Origin of the sequence: Sorangium sp. So ce131 (genome assembly GCF_051519095.1) — a bacterium.
GTDB lineage: Bacteria > Myxococcota_A > Polyangia > Polyangiales > Polyangiaceae > Sorangium.
Genome location: NZ_CP150455.1, coordinates 9,522,375 through 9,538,370 on the forward strand (window position 1 = coordinate 9,522,375; position 15,996 = coordinate 9,538,370).

Annotated in this window: 13 protein-coding genes; 8 read left to right on the forward strand and 5 right to left on the reverse strand. The window is 67.1% G+C overall.

Annotated features, from left to right (window positions below; translation table 11 throughout):
* Window positions 1-239: 239 nt before the first annotated feature.
* Together WMF43_RS34500 and WMF43_RS34505 are read left to right on the forward strand one after the other, a co-directional pair.
* Window positions 240-2,207 carry a type VI secretion system Vgr family protein gene (locus WMF43_RS34500; protein WP_437671184.1) on the forward strand — a complete coding sequence of 656 codons (1,968 nt, stop codon included), beginning with the start codon at window positions 240-242 and terminating at the stop codon, window positions 2,205-2,207.
* 13 nt (window positions 2,208-2,220) lie between these two features.
* Window positions 2,221-3,207, forward strand: a complete 987-nt coding sequence (locus WMF43_RS34505) for a hypothetical protein (protein ID WP_437671186.1) — start codon at window positions 2,221-2,223, stop codon at window positions 3,205-3,207.
* 12 nt (window positions 3,208-3,219) lie between these two features.
* Here the strand turns inward: WMF43_RS34505 and WMF43_RS34510 are convergent, their stop codons facing one another.
* Complete coding sequence (locus WMF43_RS34510) at window positions 3,220-3,513, reverse strand: PAAR domain-containing protein (RefSeq protein WP_437671188.1); 294 nt, start codon at window positions 3,511-3,513, stop codon at window positions 3,220-3,222.
* A gap of 59 nt (window positions 3,514-3,572) precedes the next feature.
* Between WMF43_RS34510 and WMF43_RS34515 the strand changes: the two genes are divergently transcribed.
* From WMF43_RS34515 to WMF43_RS34525, 3 genes are all read left to right on the forward strand, one after another.
* The gene (locus tag WMF43_RS34515) at window positions 3,573-4,160 is read left to right on the forward strand and encodes a hypothetical protein (RefSeq protein ID WP_437671190.1); all 588 of its coding nucleotides are present in this window, start codon (window positions 3,573-3,575) and stop codon (window positions 4,158-4,160) included.
* 155 nt (window positions 4,161-4,315) lie between these two features.
* Window positions 4,316-4,921 (forward strand): hypothetical protein, encoded by a 606-nt coding sequence (locus tag WMF43_RS34520; protein WP_437671192.1) that lies wholly within the window; start codon window positions 4,316-4,318, stop codon window positions 4,919-4,921.
* Window positions 4,922-5,635: 714 nt separating this feature from the next.
* Window positions 5,636-7,255: a protein kinase domain-containing protein gene (locus tag WMF43_RS34525; protein WP_437671194.1), complete on the forward strand. Its 1,620-nt coding sequence runs from the start codon at window positions 5,636-5,638 to the stop codon at window positions 7,253-7,255.
* Window positions 7,256-7,690: 435 nt separating this feature from the next.
* Here WMF43_RS34525 and WMF43_RS34530 read toward each other — a convergent pair whose 3' ends face one another.
* The 4 genes from WMF43_RS34530 to WMF43_RS34545 form a co-directional block, all read right to left on the reverse strand.
* The gene (locus WMF43_RS34530; protein ID WP_437671195.1) at window positions 7,691-8,002 is read right to left on the reverse strand and encodes a hypothetical protein; all 312 of its coding nucleotides are present in this window, start codon (window positions 8,000-8,002) and stop codon (window positions 7,691-7,693) included.
* Between the two features lie 170 nt (window positions 8,003-8,172).
* Window positions 8,173-8,637 (reverse strand): hypothetical protein, encoded by a 465-nt coding sequence (locus tag WMF43_RS34535; RefSeq protein ID WP_437671197.1) that lies wholly within the window; start codon window positions 8,635-8,637, stop codon window positions 8,173-8,175.
* A 121-nt stretch (window positions 8,638-8,758) separates the two neighbouring features.
* Complete coding sequence (locus WMF43_RS34540) at window positions 8,759-9,172, reverse strand: hypothetical protein (RefSeq protein WP_437671199.1); 414 nt, start codon at window positions 9,170-9,172, stop codon at window positions 8,759-8,761.
* Between the two features lie 1,193 nt (window positions 9,173-10,365).
* Window positions 10,366-10,656: a helix-turn-helix domain-containing protein gene (locus WMF43_RS34545; protein ID WP_437671201.1), complete on the reverse strand. Its 291-nt coding sequence runs from the start codon at window positions 10,654-10,656 to the stop codon at window positions 10,366-10,368.
* Window positions 10,657-10,823: 167 nt separating this feature from the next.
* On the opposite strand from WMF43_RS34545, the gene WMF43_RS34550 reads away from it, so the two are divergent.
* From WMF43_RS34550 to drmD, 3 genes are all read left to right on the forward strand, one after another.
* The gene (locus WMF43_RS34550; RefSeq protein ID WP_437684143.1) at window positions 10,824-11,474 is read left to right on the forward strand and encodes a sigma-70 family RNA polymerase sigma factor; all 651 of its coding nucleotides are present in this window, start codon (window positions 10,824-10,826) and stop codon (window positions 11,472-11,474) included.
* A 91-nt stretch (window positions 11,475-11,565) separates the two neighbouring features.
* Complete coding sequence (locus WMF43_RS34555) at window positions 11,566-12,195, forward strand: JAB domain-containing protein (protein WP_437671202.1); 630 nt, start codon at window positions 11,566-11,568, stop codon at window positions 12,193-12,195.
* Between the two features lie 199 nt (window positions 12,196-12,394).
* A complete protein-coding gene (drmD, locus tag WMF43_RS34560; protein WP_437671204.1) occupies window positions 12,395-15,994 on the forward strand; it encodes a DISARM system SNF2-like helicase DrmD in 3,600 nt (1,199 codons plus the stop codon).
* The last annotated feature ends 2 nt before the right edge of the window (window positions 15,995-15,996 follow it).

Here is a 15,996-nt window from a genome sequence, read left to right on the forward strand (position 1 = left end):
TATGGACGTACCTACTGGTGACCATCCGCTCGCGCTGTCAAGGACGGCTCATGCCGCCGCTGGGTTAAGGCGGCGCTCGGTCGATCTTGGCTTTCGCCGGCCATGCTGGCATTATCGCGCCTCGGTGACCCGAGCCTTCGAAGCCTTCTGTCCGCAGCCATAGACGCTTCTCCGGCTCTGCTGGAGCCGGGGATTATTCAGTTCATCCCGAGAGGTAGCGGCTTCCCGCATCGCAGCTTATGGCGCTCAACGTGACGCTCGATTTTCTTCATCGCGAAAGGCCATCGCCAATCGCGGCGCTGTTTGTCCACCGATATCACTTGCGCGATGGCCTTTCCGAGCTCTTCGAGCTCACGCTCCAGATCGTCTCGACCGATCCGGCTATCGACATGCACACACTGATTGGTGAAACGGTCATCGTTCACTTCGAGGACGAGCCGGTCGTGAGCCAGATCCAGGGCATGGTCCGGGGCGTGCGGCAGCTCTCCACGGGCTCTACCGCCACCTCGACCCAGGGCTCCTCGATCTATGAGGTCGACGTCGTGCCGCCGCTCTGGCTCACGACGAGACGGCGCGATCACCGCATCTTCGTCAACCAGGATACTCCCGGGATCGTACAGGAGATCCTTGACGGCTACGATCTGCGTATCCCAGCGCCCACTGTATCTCTGCGGGTGCCATCGCCGAAACGTGAATACGTTGTTCAGTACGGTGAAACCGACTACGATTTCATTTCGCGTATTCTCGCCGCCGACGGCATCACCAGCTTCTTCGACCATGCGAGCCAGAGCACCTGGACGCTCCTCGATGACACTGCGATCCTGACGGCGCAGCCGGTTGCCCCGACGCCGTTCATTCCACCTTCCCATCTTACCCTGCCTCCACCGCATGTCTTCAACGTGGCGGTCTCGTCGAACATCGAAACGTCGGCGACCCACGTGCGTGACTACAACTTCGCGAACGTCGACGCGTCGCTTGACGCCGACGGTGAACCACGCAGGTCGGGCAGCGGCCGCTCTTCGGTGGACCGTCCATATCTCAACGAACCTCGGCTCGAGGCATACTTCTTCGAGGTGGGGAAGTTCACCACCGAGAGCGCCGGCAAGCAGCGGGCATCCGGTCTGCTCGAAGCCCTGCGCGCGCGCGGGCGCTCTTACACTATGGAGGCGAACTTCACTCAAGGACCAGGCACGCAGATCGAGATTACAAACCACCCGCGCGATGACGCAAATGGTAGATTCGTGGTCGTGCGTGTGCGCGTCATCGTTGACGATGCCGCAGCGAACACTGGGGATTCCATCACCAATATTCACGTGCTCGAATGCGTGCCCGCGAGCGTCCCGTTCCGACCCGTCCCAGGACCGAAGCCGCGAATCCACAGCAATCAAACGGCCTTTGTCGTGGGCGGCGATGACGGCGAGATCGTCTCCGATTCGATGGGTCGAGTGCGGGTGCAGTTCAAGTGGGATCGCGAGGACGTGGGTTGCACGACACGTATGGTCCGTGTCTCGCAGGCGTGGGCGGGCGGGGGGTATGGGTTCTTCGCACTGCCGCGCGTCGGTGATGAGGTGATCATCGCATACCTCGACGGTGACCCGGACGAGCCACTCATCGTGGGTCGGGTTCACAACAACAAGCGCCCCGTGCCGGTTAACCCGACCGGCAACACGAGGACCGTCTCGACCTGGCGGTCGCAGTCACTGAAGGACCCACAGGGGTTCAACGAGGTCCTGATGGATGATGCGACGGGCAAGGAACGGCTCGAACTCCACGCTCAGCGCGACTTCAGGTCCGTCGTGGAGCACGACTCGACGGCGGTGGTGAAGAACGACGACAAGCGAAGCGTCGAGCACGATCGATTCGACAAGGTGAAGCAGGTATACACGATACACGCCGGGAGCCTCAACATCGCGTGCGGGCCGTACCAGCTTTCGACGAGCAAGATCAAGGCGAGCGCCACGGGCACGATCCACCTCGAGGCCGACGAGCCGCTCACGGCGAAGGCGCCCGCCATCGAACTAGATGGAGGCTCAAGCATCGTCCTCAAGAGTGGTCAGGTGATCATCGATACGGACGCAATCGTGCTTCAGGCTGGCGCAAGTTCGATCGAGATCGGCGCGAGCGGCGTCACCATCAAGGGTCCACAGGTTACGATCGAGGGCTCCGGCGTCGTCGACATCGACGGCGGCCTGATCACGCTCAACTGACAGACGCAGACCGATGAAGCTCCTACGCCTCACGCTTGAGAACTTCCGTGGCGCCCCGAATGGCACCCACTTATTCACCCGCACGGACGACGGTCCGCCCGTGGACACGGTGTACATCACCGGCGCCGAGGCGTCGGGAAAGACGTCGTTCCTGGAGGCGATCGTCGCGCTGAAGGAGAGTGTCGGAGCCTACGGTGCACCGCCCAACCCGGCGCGTCTGCTCCGCTCCGGAAAGAGCACGGGGCGGGTCGAGGGTATTTGGCAACTCTCCCCCGAGGAGATGGACCGAGTAAAAACGACTCAACGCACTTGGACGACGAAGCTCGATCTCGGCAATCTGACGCCCGAGCCAGCGGACCCCACAATACGCCAGCTCTTCGAGGCATACGACCACGATCCTGCTCACGGCAAGTTTGAGTACTTTCCCTCGAACCGCCGCCTTGAAGGGCGTGACGCGCGCACGTCGACGGTGCTCGACGTGGAGGCGCGGCTTCGCCCCGGCACCGAGCGCGATAAGTATACCTCAGTCAAGCGGTTCCTGATCGATCTCGCCTTGAGCGACGGGGTCAAGGCCATCGAGGAGTCGATGGCGCGGGGGGTCCTGTTCCGCGCCGAGCAACGGGACTCGCTCGCCCCGTATCGAAGAGACCTTGCAAGCGTCTCACCTAGCATCCGGCTGAGCGGCGTCGAAACGAACAGAGGCTTGCCCGATTTGGCGTTCGAGCGAGCCGACGGGACGCGGCTCTTCGTCGATGATCTATCCGACAGCGAGAAGCAAGCGGTCCTCTTCTGCGTCACGTTCCGACGCATCGGGCTTTCGAGGTCGATTGTGCTGGTTGATCAGCCAGAACTCCATCAGCACCCCGATGCCCACGTCCGCATCGTGCAGGCCATCACGCAACTCGGCGAGAACAATCAGATATTTTTCGCGACGAGTTCGCCCGAAGTCACGCGGACGGCGGCGCCGCACCAGATCGTCCGGCTCGGAACTAAGGGGTAAACCGTGGGCGCGTCATCCGCCGATGTGAACCGTTGGAAGGCCACCTGTGAGTGTGCCGCCGTGAGCTGTCGCGTCGCCAAGGCGTGCGGCACCAAGGCCGCCAATCTTTACCGTAGCGGAGCCGGCGACGATGGCGTCCGGAGGGCCGGCGCAGATGGCCACGTCGCCGATGCGGGCGGCGGGCATGCCGCCAATGAGAACGGTCAGTTCGCCTGGTGGCAGCACAGGGCCCCCGACGTGCGGCACGCCGGCCGTGTTCATCGGGCACGCGTGCATGTCTGCGATGCGAGCGGCTGGGTTCCCCATCAGCGAGGATGGTCGCCCGGAGGCCCGGGCGTGGTCAAGGTCGGTCAGCGAGTAGCGGCGTGACCACGGTGCTGTTTCCGTCCTGGTACCTGCGTGGGCTAGGCGACGAACTGCTCGTGGTCCAGCCGTTCGAAGCGCCGCGGCCGCCGCATCACGATGTGCTGCCCTCAACCTTCGTGCTCGGGTACCTGGAGCGGTGGCTCGGCGATCCGGATGCGCGACGAGTCCTTCTCGACATCCACGCGCGGCTATGTGGAGGTCTGAGCCTCGGAGTGTGGGCGTACGACGAGGTTGAGCGAGACGTCAGGCCGGTACTGGTCGCGGCTCTGGAGCGGCGCGACTTGGTGGTGCTGACGCGCCGGCCGGTAAGCGTACCCGCACCGGGAGAGCCAGTCGGCACGGTGCCGTCGGAGAGGATCCCTACAGGAAGGCCGCAAGAGGTAGGCACAACGTTCATCGAGATTGTACTGATGGACCAAGCCGGTGTTCCAGTGGCTGGCGGGCGCTTTCGGATCACTCTGCCCGATGGGACAGTGCGCGAGGGGCGACTTGCCACGAACGGCTTTGTGCGGATCGATGGGATCGAGCCGGGAGAGTGCGAAATAGAATTCCCGGACCTGGATGGAAGGGAGTGGGGGCCACAGTAACTCGAAGAGAACCTGAACCCCGAAGAACATCGTCTAACGACTGCAAGGATCAAGGTCTATCGTACCCAAGAGATCTCGCCCCTCGAGCCGCCGGAGGGTGGTCGTGCCAGAGCCGATGGACAGTGAATGGACTCGTTACAACGAGGAGGTTCAATATGCAAATGCGCCTTCTTGCAGGATCTATTCTGGTCGCTTTCTTCTTACTAAGCCATGGTGCCCATGCCGGACCAGACGATAATAGAGCATTGTCCGACGCACTGTTCAATGAAGGCCGTGCGCTTGTCAAGCAAGGCAGGTATGCCGAAGCATGTCCGAAGCTCGAAGTTAGCCAAAGGCTCGATCCCGCGGCGGGAACGCTGCTGGTGTTGGGGGATTGCTACGAGGGGAACGGCCAGACGGCGAGCGCTTGGGTGACCTTCCATGAGGCTGCTGCGATGGCCCGCAAAGCGGGAGACGAACGTCGTGCTAACGAGGCGGTCCGTCGTGCGTACCTCCTTGATCCGAAGCTCTCGAAAATCGTAATCGAGGTGGCAGCGGAGAGCCGGACCGCGATGCTTGAAGTGCGGCGAAACGGTAAGCCGATCGATGCGCTTCTCCTCGGCACACCGATTCCGGTGGATCCGGGGATGCACACGATTGAAGCGTCCGCGCTCGGAAAGGAGACGTGGAGCATGACGGTACAGGTCGACGGTAAACCTGGCCTGACCATCGTGCGGGTACCTGCACTCACCACTCTGAAGTGGCTGAGGCGGAGGCGTTAAACCTCCCTACATCCGTCCTTGCGTTCATCGCAATTCGCCTTCCATCCGAAGTCGCTCGAGCGCTGAAGCTACGGGTACGACAATGTCTAGGCGTCTAGGCCGCGCCTCAGTGATGGATCATGGCTAAACACCGGACATTTTCGGCATAGCTGCCGAGCTCCGCCAGCCGGAGCGTGATCTGCCCGAGCGTGGGCGTCTCTCTCGGGATCCGCTCGTTGCACCGCTTGTTCTGCCACGTCACGAGCGGGAGGTTCAGTGCCGGATGTACGGATTGGCCAGGAAATCGTAGCCGGCCTGTCGCGCCTAGCTGCTGGGGAACACCTCGTGAACCGCGCCGCCGGGCCAGGGGGCCGCGGTGGTGCCGCGCGTGTCGCCTAGCTCCACGTGTCCGAACTCCGCTAAGCCCGTCGCCTTGCGTCATCCCGACCGACGTCACTCACGGCGACCCGGGGCGACCGCCCCTGGATCAGATTGACGCAGCAGATCGAGATCCGGTCGATGCCGAGGGGGAAGTGGAGAGGAGCACTTCTCCCGCGTTCATTCTTCGGCCAAAAGAACGCGCCCCTCTGCTGGCGCAAGCCGGCAGATTTTGCTTACTGAACTATAGAACAGTAAACACAATGAGGGCGGAAATGCTAGGCGCTGGTTTCCTCACCCGAGCAGTGCTCTACACCACGCTTGACCCCGGCAGGCCGATCAGACGTCATGGTACCCATGAACGATGCTCCTGTTCGGCTTGGCGACGTCTTGGCGGGCAAGTACCGCGTCGAGCGCATCCTCGGTGCGGGAAACATGGGGGTGGTCGTCGCAGCGACACACGTGGGCCTGGGCCAGCTCGTCGCGCTCAAGCTCATGCTGCCCGGCAAGACCGCTGGCCCGGAGCAGCGTGAGCGGTTCTTGCGCGAGGCTCGCGCAGCCGTGAGGCTCAGGAGCCAGCACGTCGCGCGAGTGTCCGATGTAGGCGTGCACGAGAACGGGGCGCCCTACATCGCGATGGAGTTCCTGGATGGGCAGGACCTCGCCGCCTTGCTCCACGCGCGCCGGCAGCTTCCCTTCGAGGAGGCGACGGAGTACGTGCTCCAGACCTGCGAGGCCGTGGGAGAGGCGCACGCCGCAGGGATCGTACACCGTGACCTGAAGCCGGCGAATTTGTTCCTGACGACAGACGTGAGCGGCTCGCCCTGCATCAAAGTGCTCGATTTTGGTGTGTCGAAGCTCGCAGGCGACCTGACACTTACGAACGAATCGCAGGCACTGGGCTCGCCGCTCTACATGTCGCCCGAGCAGATGAACTCCTCAAGAGATGTGGACGCGCGAAGCGACCTCTGGTCCCTCGGCATCATCCTGTACCAGCTCGTCGCCGGGCGGACTCCCTTCCACGCGGACACGATCCAGGCGCTCTGCGCGCGCGTGTTTTTCGGGCAGCCGACGCCGCTCGGTGAGTACCGCAGCGACGCTCCGCCGGGGTTCGAGGTGGTGATCGCGAGGTGCCTCGGCCGCGATCGGGAGCGGCGATGGCATGACGTCGCCGAACTCGCTAGCGCGCTCGCGCCGTACGCCCCTGCAGAGGCACGCGTGTACGCACATCGCGTGTCGCGCGTGCTGGCAGGGAAGATAGCGCCCACACCATCGTCGCCCGAACTGCGGGCTAGGACGCCAGGTACAGCCGCATATCTCTCGCCGATTGTACCAGTCCCCGTGCAGCCTACAGGAGCCGTTGCGTCCCCTCCGGCTACAGCGGCCCCGGCGCCCCTGTCTACTGCGTTGCCGCCGCCGGTCCAGGCGGCCGAGGCCACAGCACCGCTTGCATCAGCAACGTCGCGAGCAACGGCGCCAAGCACGCCCGGGGCAAGCAGCAACATCTCTCTTGGCCTCTCGACCACGAAGAACGCTTCGTCGTCTTGGTCGCAAAGGCAGCGAGGGCGCTGGCTCGGCCTCGCTCTCCTCGGTGTCCTGGGACTCGTGATGGTGGCGGTGCCCGTGGCCGTCGTCGTGAGGTTCGGCATGCGAGGCCAGTCGGCCGAGTCCGGCACGGTGCCCCTCGCGACCCACCAAACGACTGTGGCCCTGGTCTCGGCCGCCGAACTCCCCTCGACTCCCAGTGCAAGTGCGTCGGCTCCGGCGATCGAACCGCCGCTCGCACCCAGCACGACTGCGCCAAGGGCTTCGACGACCGTATCGCCTCAGCCGACTTCGCAGCCACCCGCTCCTACTACCCCCTCGCGACCGAAGCGCCCTCGCCCCCCCAAGCAAGAAGATTCATATGTGTACGACGATGTGGAAAAGTCCAATGCGGAGCGAGGCGCGACGGGACTTTACGACCAAAAGCGTTGATGTCTGGTGGTGTAGGTCGTGTGCTATTGATTCGATCGCCAAAACTATTCTGTGTTGTATTATTGCTTGTCCACCATGTTCACGTTTTCTGACGACGGAGCAGCGACCAACGCGCTGTTCAAAGAGGCCCGCATGCTCTTCAAGCGAGTCAATTACGGAGAGGCGTGCCTGAAGCTTGGAATCGGCAACAGACTGGATTCGGCAGTTGGAACGCTGCTGGCCTTCGCGGGCAGGCTGCCCGACGCGCAACTTCTGCGAGGCCGACGAGTTCCACCTTCGGACTGATCCGGGCCTTCGCCGAGAGCGCCTCATGGTCAGCGCCGCGGGCGCGTTGGGCCAAGCGAGGCCCTTCGACCCGCTCCGCGCGTAAATCATGGGCGCGATGCGTCCTTAACCCTCCTCGAAACCGCGCCAGCAGCGACGGAGCGCAGCGCTTCACCCCTCGTCCTTGGTCCTTGAGGTTATTCCCTGAGATCGCCGCCGCCTCCTCCGGACCTTCCGCTTCACCCAGGCCACGATCTGCTTCGCCTCCTCGGGCGTGAAGCCCGATTTGGCGCGTGGCCCCGGGGTGAGCTTTCGACCAGGAGAGAGCTCCGTCCCGAGGTGCCTGCGGATGGTCTGCATGGAGCACGCCGCCCGCCGCGCCACCTCCTCGAGCCCGACGAGTTCTGGCTTCGGGCCGAGGCGGGTCTTCTCCCGGAGCGTTTTCCGGAGGACGTCGACCTGCTCGGGGTTGAACACCCGCATCTTGCGGCTCCCCTTACGGTGGGCGAGGTGGGACGAACGCGGCAGGGAGCGAAGGCGAGCACTTCGCACGCGCCCGCCACCGCTGGGCGAGATCATTCATGGGTCGGTTTCCAGTTGCATCGGGGCCGATGACGCGCTCGCCCGGCATTTTCAGCGCCGGACGAGCCCCCCTACTTCCGCGGCAGCCTACTACCGGTTACGCCGTCGGGAGCAGCGCCCGCTCGGCCAGTGCGTGCGCACCGGATGGGCTCCAGGCCTGCGGCTGCCAACACGGCGGCAACGCGCGTGCCCTCGTCCGCCTCTGCGTCACGGCGCGACGCCGGGTCACCGGCCAGCGCTTGGAGGTAGGCAACGAACGCCTCGCGCTGGACAAGGCGCAGCTTGCCGAGCTTCGTGACCGGCAGCGGGAAGCCGGGCCCGCGGATCGTGTCGAGGAACACGCGTGCCGGGATCCCGGTGACCGACTCGACGTTCTTCTGTGAGAGCATCTCCGGCTGCGGCGCTGTGAGCGTGAGCCCCTCCAGCGGGATCGCGAGCGTCGCCGTTGCCGTCGTCGCCGCGGGCGGGCCGAGCCCCCTGGGGCTGCCCGGGCCTCTGGCGGACACCCCCGGGACTGTCCTGTCGACCACGCGCATGCGGTTGTCTGCCTGACGAAGAGCAAGGGGTGCCGATACACGCGCGAGAGCCGCTCGTGTCATGCTGTACCTCCATCCGTGTTGGGTTCGCGCGAAACCATCAATGGCATGGTTGTGAAGCTCAAGATCGTTGTTGGTCCCAAGTAGTCCCGCGCAGGATCCGATCGTACGGCAGACGTGCATGCCGATCGCCCGAACGTGGGCTTGGGACCGCGGGCGTCCCGCGCTCCGCTGCCTCCCACGCGGCGCGCAGGCTGCTGGGAGCTTTTTCTCCCCCCTCCATCGGCGGAGCCATTCGCTTCAGCGCCTCCAGGCGCGCAGCCTCCAGCCTCGACCGGCGCGGCGCCGTCGCCCGGCGCTTCTCCACGAGCTCACCGAGCACCTGCGCCGCGCGCTCCCACTGCGCCGCCGCCCCCGGCGCGTGCGCGATCCTTCGCACGGCGTTCCAGGGGGCTTCAAGCTGATCACACAGGTTGCCGATCTCGGGGTGCAGCCGTGCGATGGCGCGCAGGTGGCACCGGGTCTGCTTGTTCATCTGGAAACACTCTTCCAGGACGTGGCTCGGCGCGCGGACAACTCCGCACGCGAGCTCGTACCAGCGCCGCGAGCTCATGCGCCTACAAAAGCACCGAAACACGAACCTGCCAGAGCGAAGCCTTGATTTTCCGTTCAACTTTAAAGAGCGTTAAAGCGAAGTACCAGGGTCGGCTCCTGGCGAGGACGGCGGCATTAAAGTCTGATGTAGCGTGCGACCAAGAGAACGCCGGTTCTAACATGGCACCGTGACCTGACTGGCATTCGCTGGGCCCCGAGCACGTGACCTCGGTGCGCGAGGTGACCCCTCCGGCGATCCCACGGCCCGGCCGTCGAGCGGGGCCAGCTCGCCCGGCGCCGCGGCCGCGGGTCGCGCTGGCGTCCACCTGGGCGAGCTCCGCCTTGCGCCAGCCTCTCGCCTGGACGAGCTCCGCGGCCCTGTGCGCCGAGTTCGCGCCCCGCCACGTGCTCGGCTCCACGCCCAGGCCGCCCCGGCGTCCGCCGGGACGAGCTCGCGCCGCGCCGCCCGGGTCGCCCCGCGGTCGTACCCGCCGCGCGGCGCCCTATCGCATACATATGCGACAAGACCGAGGTTGGCGACCCACAGGAGACCATCCGCCGACCCCGCGCAGAATTACCAAATCGAGCCCTTAGCGACCCCCCCAAATCGGCCTCTCGGGCGCTCGCTCGAAACGACCTAACTGTGCATCACCAGAACGGTTTCCCCGCCTGACCAGATCCCGGTAATTCGCGACGAATTACCGGGTCGTCAGAATTACCATTTCGGGCCTCCTCACGGGCTCTCGTTCATGCGCCGTCCCGAACCCTGTCAAGCGACAGTAACTTTTACTGACGCTGTACACTCGGCGAACCTGGGGGGTCTCGACGCGCTCGGCGCGCCCTGCTACCTGGCCCAATGGATCGCCAACGCCGGGCTGAGGGACCTTGAGGAGCGCGAGCGCCACCACGGCGCAGCGTGCGAAGCGCGCCGGCGCAAGGTGCCGTGAACGCGGGACGGCTCCTTCCAGCTTGCGTACGTCCGCGCTGCGTAGCGCGCGACCTGCGCGGGCCGGTGGCGCGGCACTGGTCGCGCTCCCTCCACCGCCGGTTCCGCTCTCAATAGAGCAAACTCTTCGGCAGTGCGGCACTGCCGGCTAGCGGAGTCCTTCGCCTCGCACGACAAGCCGGGCTCGGCTAACCTGAAGATCCCCGCTTCGCGCGTGCCCTGCGCGGCCTGCCGACCGTCGCTTCCGGCAAAGTGGCGCGGCGCATCAGAACACCGGGCGCGACACCGAGCGCGTCAGCTAGGCGGACAAGAATGACGACCCCGAGGTTCGTCTTTCCCCTCTCGACGCGCTGCAGGAAGCCGGTGCTGATACCCGTCGTTTTGGCGAGTGCCTCCTGGCTCAGACCGGACCGTACACGAAGCCGATGCACGTTCGCCCCGATGTACTCGAGCACCGCATCCGCATGATCGCCCTCCATACCTGCGGCGTCCCCTCCTCGTCCTGCGAAAACGCAACCTTTAGGTTAGGTTCCCTTGACTGCCATGGTTCGCGGCGCATAAGCTGCGGGCAGCGCAACAAGTGCAGCCCGCGGGCGCGCCAACGCCCCGGGCTGCGTGGCCGAACCCCGCTTGCACGAGGTCCGACATGGAAACAGTACGTCCACGCCCTGAACAGGGCCAAGAGATCGATCCGTCCTCTCGCCGCCGCCTCCGTCCCGCTGCTTGCTCCCAGCTCGCCGGTCCGCCCAGAGTACGGTCCCAGCCATCTCACCCCGCCGTCTACCTCGAAGCTACCGCGCTCCTCGAACAGCGCCCGCTCATCCGCAGCACCCTCCGCGCCCGCGGCGTTCTCCCCGCCGATCTCGACGACGTCACGCAGGACACCGTCCTCGGCGCTTGGCGCAGCATGCGCGCCGGCCGCTTCCGCCCGCCCCCTGCTCTTGGTCCCGCCGACGCCCTCCGCACCTGGCTCGCCGGTGTCGCCTCGCGACAGGCTTCGCACTACCGAGACAAGGCCTACCGCCGGCACGAAGCGCCCCCGCTCGATCTTGAGCGTCTCTCCACGCTCGTCGCCCCCTCTCCGGAGGATCGCCTCGTCGCGCGCGGTTTGCTTCGTGCCTTCAACCGCCTCCGCCCTGAGCTTCGCGAGGTCCTGGCGCTCACCGCCACCGGCCTGACGATGCTCGAGATCGCCGAATCCCTCGCAATCCCCAGACCGACGGTGGCCACGCGGCTCCGTCTGGCGCGGCGCCTGTTCGCCCGCTCCCTCGCTCGCTGCCGGAGGTGGTCGCGATGAGCCGCGCCGAGCAGAGTGCCTGCCTGAGGGTGCCCGCGGATCTCCTCCCAGCCCTCGACCCGCCGCGGCTCACCCTCGCGAAGGGGGCATCATGAGCGATGCGGCCGAGAGCCCCCCTGTCGCCCCACTCGTCGACGTGCCCACCGCCCCGGAGGCCACGCTCGTCGACCTGGTGCTCGGCCTGCCCGGTGCGGCGTCGCGCGTGCTCGGCATGCACGGCCTGCTCGAACTCGGGCGCCTGACGCCCTACGCGGTCGCGCAGCGGACCGAGCTCGCGCCCGAAGACGCGCTGCGGCTGCTCGCCGCCCTCGAGCTCGGGCGGCGCGTACACGCTGCGCGCTCGCGCCGTCCGAGGCGCTTGCGCTCGCCGCGCGACATCGCCCGCTTCTTCGAACCCATGCTCGCCCATCTCGTGCACGAGGAGCTCTGGATCGCTGCACTCGACGTCCACCACGGCGTGCGCGGCGTGCGCATGCTCTCGCGCGGCGGCCTCATCGGCACCGTGGTCCAGCAGACCGACGTGCTGCGCGCCGCGCTCGAAATGGCCGCCACCTCGTTCGTGCTCTGTCACAACCATCCAAGCGGCGACCCCAAGCCCACCGACGAGGACGTGTTCCTGACTAACGCCGTGGAGCACGCCGCACACCTGCTCGGCGTACCTCTCGCCGATCACGTCATCGTCACGCCCGCCGGGCGCTTCTCCTCTGTGTTCCGCCGCTGAGATCGGTCCGGTCCCGCTCCCGAGGTGCTGACGCTCACGATGGTTGCTGCTCGATGGCGCAGGCTGGTTGATGGCCATCGCGAGGGTGAGCGCTCCCGGGCACGACCGTGATGGTCGGCCCATCCTCCCCCGCACGCTACAGCTCGCCCGCCGCGCGGTTGGCTGCGCTGCCGGCCGTAAGGTCGTCTATCCTGGCACGGTGACGGCCCCGTCGACGCGTTCCGTCCTCCAGACGCTCACCAAGGCGCGCCTGCTCGATCTTGGGCAGGCCTTCTCCATCAACGTCCCACCGAACACCGCCAAGGAGCAACAGGTCGAGCTGATCGCCCGCTCCGGACGGATCCGGTTCCGGGAACTGCTCGGGAGTCTCGGGCGCGACGAGCTGAAGGCGGCCTGCCGGCTCCACGGGCTGGACGACACGGGGCGCGCCCGGCCCGAACTCGCCGCGCGGCTCCTCGGGGCGCACGGCGCCGCGGACACGGCGCCGCCGCCGCCGATCTTCACCGCCCGCGAGGTCCCGCGGTACGCGCCGAGGCAAGGCGACATCGTTCAGGTGCGCCACCGGCAGTGGCTCGTCGAGCAGGTCGTGCCGCCGCCGGCGGAGGGCCACTCGACACTCGTCCGGCTCGTCTGTCTCGACGACGACAACCCGGGCCGCCCGCTCGACGTGCTCTGGGAGCTGGAACTCGGCGCGCGCGTCCTGCACCCCGAGGCGCACGGGCTGGGCGAGACCGCGGGCGTCGATCCTCCGCGGCGCTTCGCCGCCTACCTCCATGCGCTCAAATGGAGCAGCGTGACTGCCACAGACGCGAAGCTGTTCCAGGCGCCGTTCCGCGCGGGCATCAAGCTGATGGCCCACCAGCTCACGCCGCTACGCAAGGCGCTGATGCTGCCGCGCGCGAACCTGTTCATCGCGGACGACGTCGGCCTGGGCAAGACGATCGAGGCGGGGCTCGTCGCGCAGGAGCTCCTCCTACGGCAGCGGGTCGACTTCATCCTCATCGTGTGCCCCGCGTCCGTCTGCCTCCAGTGGCGGGACGAGATGCAGCGGCGCTTCGGCCTGCACTTCGAGGTCATGAGCCGGCCGTTCGTGGGGCGCCGGCGCAGGGAGCGGGGCTTCGGCGTGAACCCCTGGGCGACGCACGCGCGCTTCATCATCTCGCACGCGATCCTCCGGCGGCCGGAGTACCGGGACCCGCTGCTCCAGCACATCGGCGAGCGCGCGACGAAGAGCCTGCTCATCCTCGACGAGGCCCACGTCGCGGCGCCGGCGAGCGCCAGCCGCTACGCGATCGACTCGAAGATCACCGAGGTCATCCGCGACATCGCCCCCCGCTTCGAGAACCGCCTCTTCCTCAGCGCGACGCCGCACAACGGCCACTCGAACAGCTTCTCCGCGCTGCTCGAGATCCTGGACCCGCAGCGCTTCACCCGGGGCGTCCCCGTGCGCGACCGGCAGAGGCTCGATCCGGTCATGGTCCGGCGCCTGAAGGAGGACCTGCGCCAGCTCGGCGTCGAGCAGTTCCCGGTGCGGCGCCTCGTGCAGATCGAGCTCACGCACGACGGGGCGGCGTGGACGTCGCGTCCCGTGGACGTCGATCCGCGAACGAAACGCGCAACGCCGGGTCCCGCGCAGGCGCTCGGCGAGGGCGCGGGCGCCGAGCTCACGCTCGCGCGCCTGCTCGCGAGGTACACCGATCTCGTGCGGCCCCCGCAGGGACAGGGGAAGCTCGTCTTCATCAACCTCCAGAAGCGCCTCCTTAGCAGCGTCGAGGCGTTCTACCGCACGCTCCAGGCCCACCACCGCGCGGTCGCCGAGGGGCGCGCCAGGACCGCGGTCCAGCTCTCGCTCCTCGGCGACGAGGACGAGTACGGCGTCGACGACGACGCGATCGACCAGGCCGACGAGCTCGGCGTCGAGGCCGCCTCGCGCGCCCTCGCGCCGCTCCTCGACGCGGGGCCGCGAGCGGCCCCTGCCCCCGAGCCTTCAGGGCAGACTTCAGGGACCGAGGCGCGGAAGCTGCTCGACGAAATGCTCCGCCTGGCCCAGCAGCACCGCGGCGCCCCCGACGCTAAAGCGCTCGCGCTTCTCGATTGGATCCGCCGGCACCAGTGCCCGGCCGTCCAGGTCGGGGGGGCCTCGCCGCGAGGGCCCCGCGCGGAGCGGCGGTGGAGCGACCGCCGCCTGATCGTCTTCACCGAATACGGCGACACCAAGCGCTACCTACTCCAGCTCCTCCAGGCGGCCGTCGAGGGCACGGAAGACGCCGACCAGCGCATCCTGGTCTTCCACGGCGGGATGAGCGACGAGCAACGCGAGGAGGTCCAGCGGGCCTTCAACGCGCCGCCGGACGAGCACCCCGTCCGCATCCTCATCGCCACGGACGCGGCCCGCGAGGGCGTGAACCTTCAGGGGCACTGCGCCGACCTCGTGCATTTCGACATTCCCTGGAACCCCGCGCGCCTTGAGCAGCGCAACGGACGCATCGATCGGACGCTCCAGCCGTCGCCGGAAGTGCGCTGCCACTACTTCGTCTACCCCGAGCGGCCCGAGGACCTGGTGCTCCGGACGCTCGTCGCGAAGGTCGACGTCATCCACCGGGAGCTGGGCTCCATCAGCTCGGTCCTCCTCGACCGCATGACCACCGTCATGGACGCCGGGATCGACGAGGGGACGCTCGCGAGGCTCGAGGCCGCCGAGGAGGCCGGAGGGCTCAAGGATACGGCCGCGAAGGAGCTGGAGGAGCAGCGAGGGGAGCTTCGCCGGCTCCAGGACGAGATCGAGGAGGCGGGAAGCATCCTGAACCGGTCGCGCAAGGTGATGGACTTCGATCCGGCCCTGCTCCGCGACACGATCGACGTCGGCCTGGAGCTCGCGGGGGCCGGGCGGCTCGCCCCGGCGGAGATCCCCGGCGCGGACGCCTGGACCGTGCCGGATCTGCCCGCGTCCTGGCAGGACACGCTCGACACGCTGCGCCCGCCCCGCAGGCGGGACGAGCCGTTCTGGGAGTTTCGCAAGCGCCCGCCGCAGCCCGTGGTGTTCCGCCCGCCGCCGCGCATGAACAGCGCCCTCGCGCACCTGCACCTCCAGCACCCGTTCGTGCAGCGCGTGCTCGGGCGCTTCCTGTCGCAGGGCTACAGTGCCCACGACCTCAGCCGGGTCACCGTGGTGCGGACGCGGCACGACGCGCTCGTGCGCGTCATCGGCTTCGGGCGGCTCTCGCTGTTCGGCCGCGGCGCGACGCGGCTCCATGACCAGCTCGTCAGCGTGGCCGCGCGCTGGATCGACGGCAAGGAGGCGGAGATCAGGCCGTTCGCCGAGGAGGCTGATCGCAAGGCCGTCGATCTGCTCGAGCAGGTGCTCGCCGAGGCGCCGGAGCTCGAGCAGGTATCGCAGGCCGTCCAGGAGAAGGTGCGGGCCGCCGCGCCCGGGCTGTTCGCGGCGCTCTGGCCGCACATCCGGGACGAGGCCGACAGCCTGGCGCACGATGCGGAGCGGAAGCTCGTCGCGCGAGGCGCGGAGGAGTCCGAGGCGCTTAAAGAGATCCTGGCGTCGCAGCGCGCGGCCATCCTGGCGGAGATGCGGAGCCGGGCGCAGCTCACATTCGCCGACCTGGGGCTAAACGACCGCGAGCAGGAGCAGTTCCGCAAGGAGCAGCAGTGGATGAACGACCGGCTCGACGCGATCCAGCGCGAGGCCGAGCGCGAACCCAGGCAGATCGAGGCCCTGTACCAGATCGCGCTTCGGCGCCTGGAGCCGGTCGGCCTCGTCGTCCTCTGGCCGGAGACCCGCGGTTAAGA

Excerpts from the sequence above, each read along its gene's own strand:
- WMF43_RS34500 (WP_437671184.1), top strand. The coding sequence starts at position 240 with ATGGCGCTCAACGTGACGCTCGATTTTCTTCATCGCGAAAGGCCATCG.
- WMF43_RS34505 (WP_437671186.1), top strand. The coding sequence starts at position 2,221 with ATGAAGCTCCTACGCCTCACGCTTGAGAACTTCCGTGGCGCCCCGAAT.
- WMF43_RS34510 (WP_437671188.1), bottom strand. The coding sequence starts at position 3,513 with ATGGGGAACCCAGCCGCTCGCATCGCAGACATGCACGCGTGCCCGATG.
- WMF43_RS34520 (WP_437671192.1), top strand. The coding sequence starts at position 4,316 with ATGCAAATGCGCCTTCTTGCAGGATCTATTCTGGTCGCTTTCTTCTTA.
- WMF43_RS34525 (WP_437671194.1), top strand. The coding sequence starts at position 5,636 with ATGAACGATGCTCCTGTTCGGCTTGGCGACGTCTTGGCGGGCAAGTAC.
- WMF43_RS34530 (WP_437671195.1), bottom strand. The coding sequence starts at position 8,002 with ATGCGGGTGTTCAACCCCGAGCAGGTCGACGTCCTCCGGAAAACGCTC.
- WMF43_RS34535 (WP_437671197.1), bottom strand. The coding sequence starts at position 8,637 with ATGCGCGTGGTCGACAGGACAGTCCCGGGGGTGTCCGCCAGAGGCCCG.
- WMF43_RS34540 (WP_437671199.1), bottom strand. The coding sequence starts at position 9,172 with ATGAACAAGCAGACCCGGTGCCACCTGCGCGCCATCGCACGGCTGCAC.
- WMF43_RS34545 (WP_437671201.1), bottom strand. The coding sequence starts at position 10,656 with ATGGAGGGCGATCATGCGGATGCGGTGCTCGAGTACATCGGGGCGAAC.
- WMF43_RS34550 (WP_437684143.1), top strand. The coding sequence starts at position 10,824 with ATGGAAACAGTACGTCCACGCCCTGAACAGGGCCAAGAGATCGATCCG.
- WMF43_RS34555 (WP_437671202.1), top strand. The coding sequence starts at position 11,566 with ATGAGCGATGCGGCCGAGAGCCCCCCTGTCGCCCCACTCGTCGACGTG.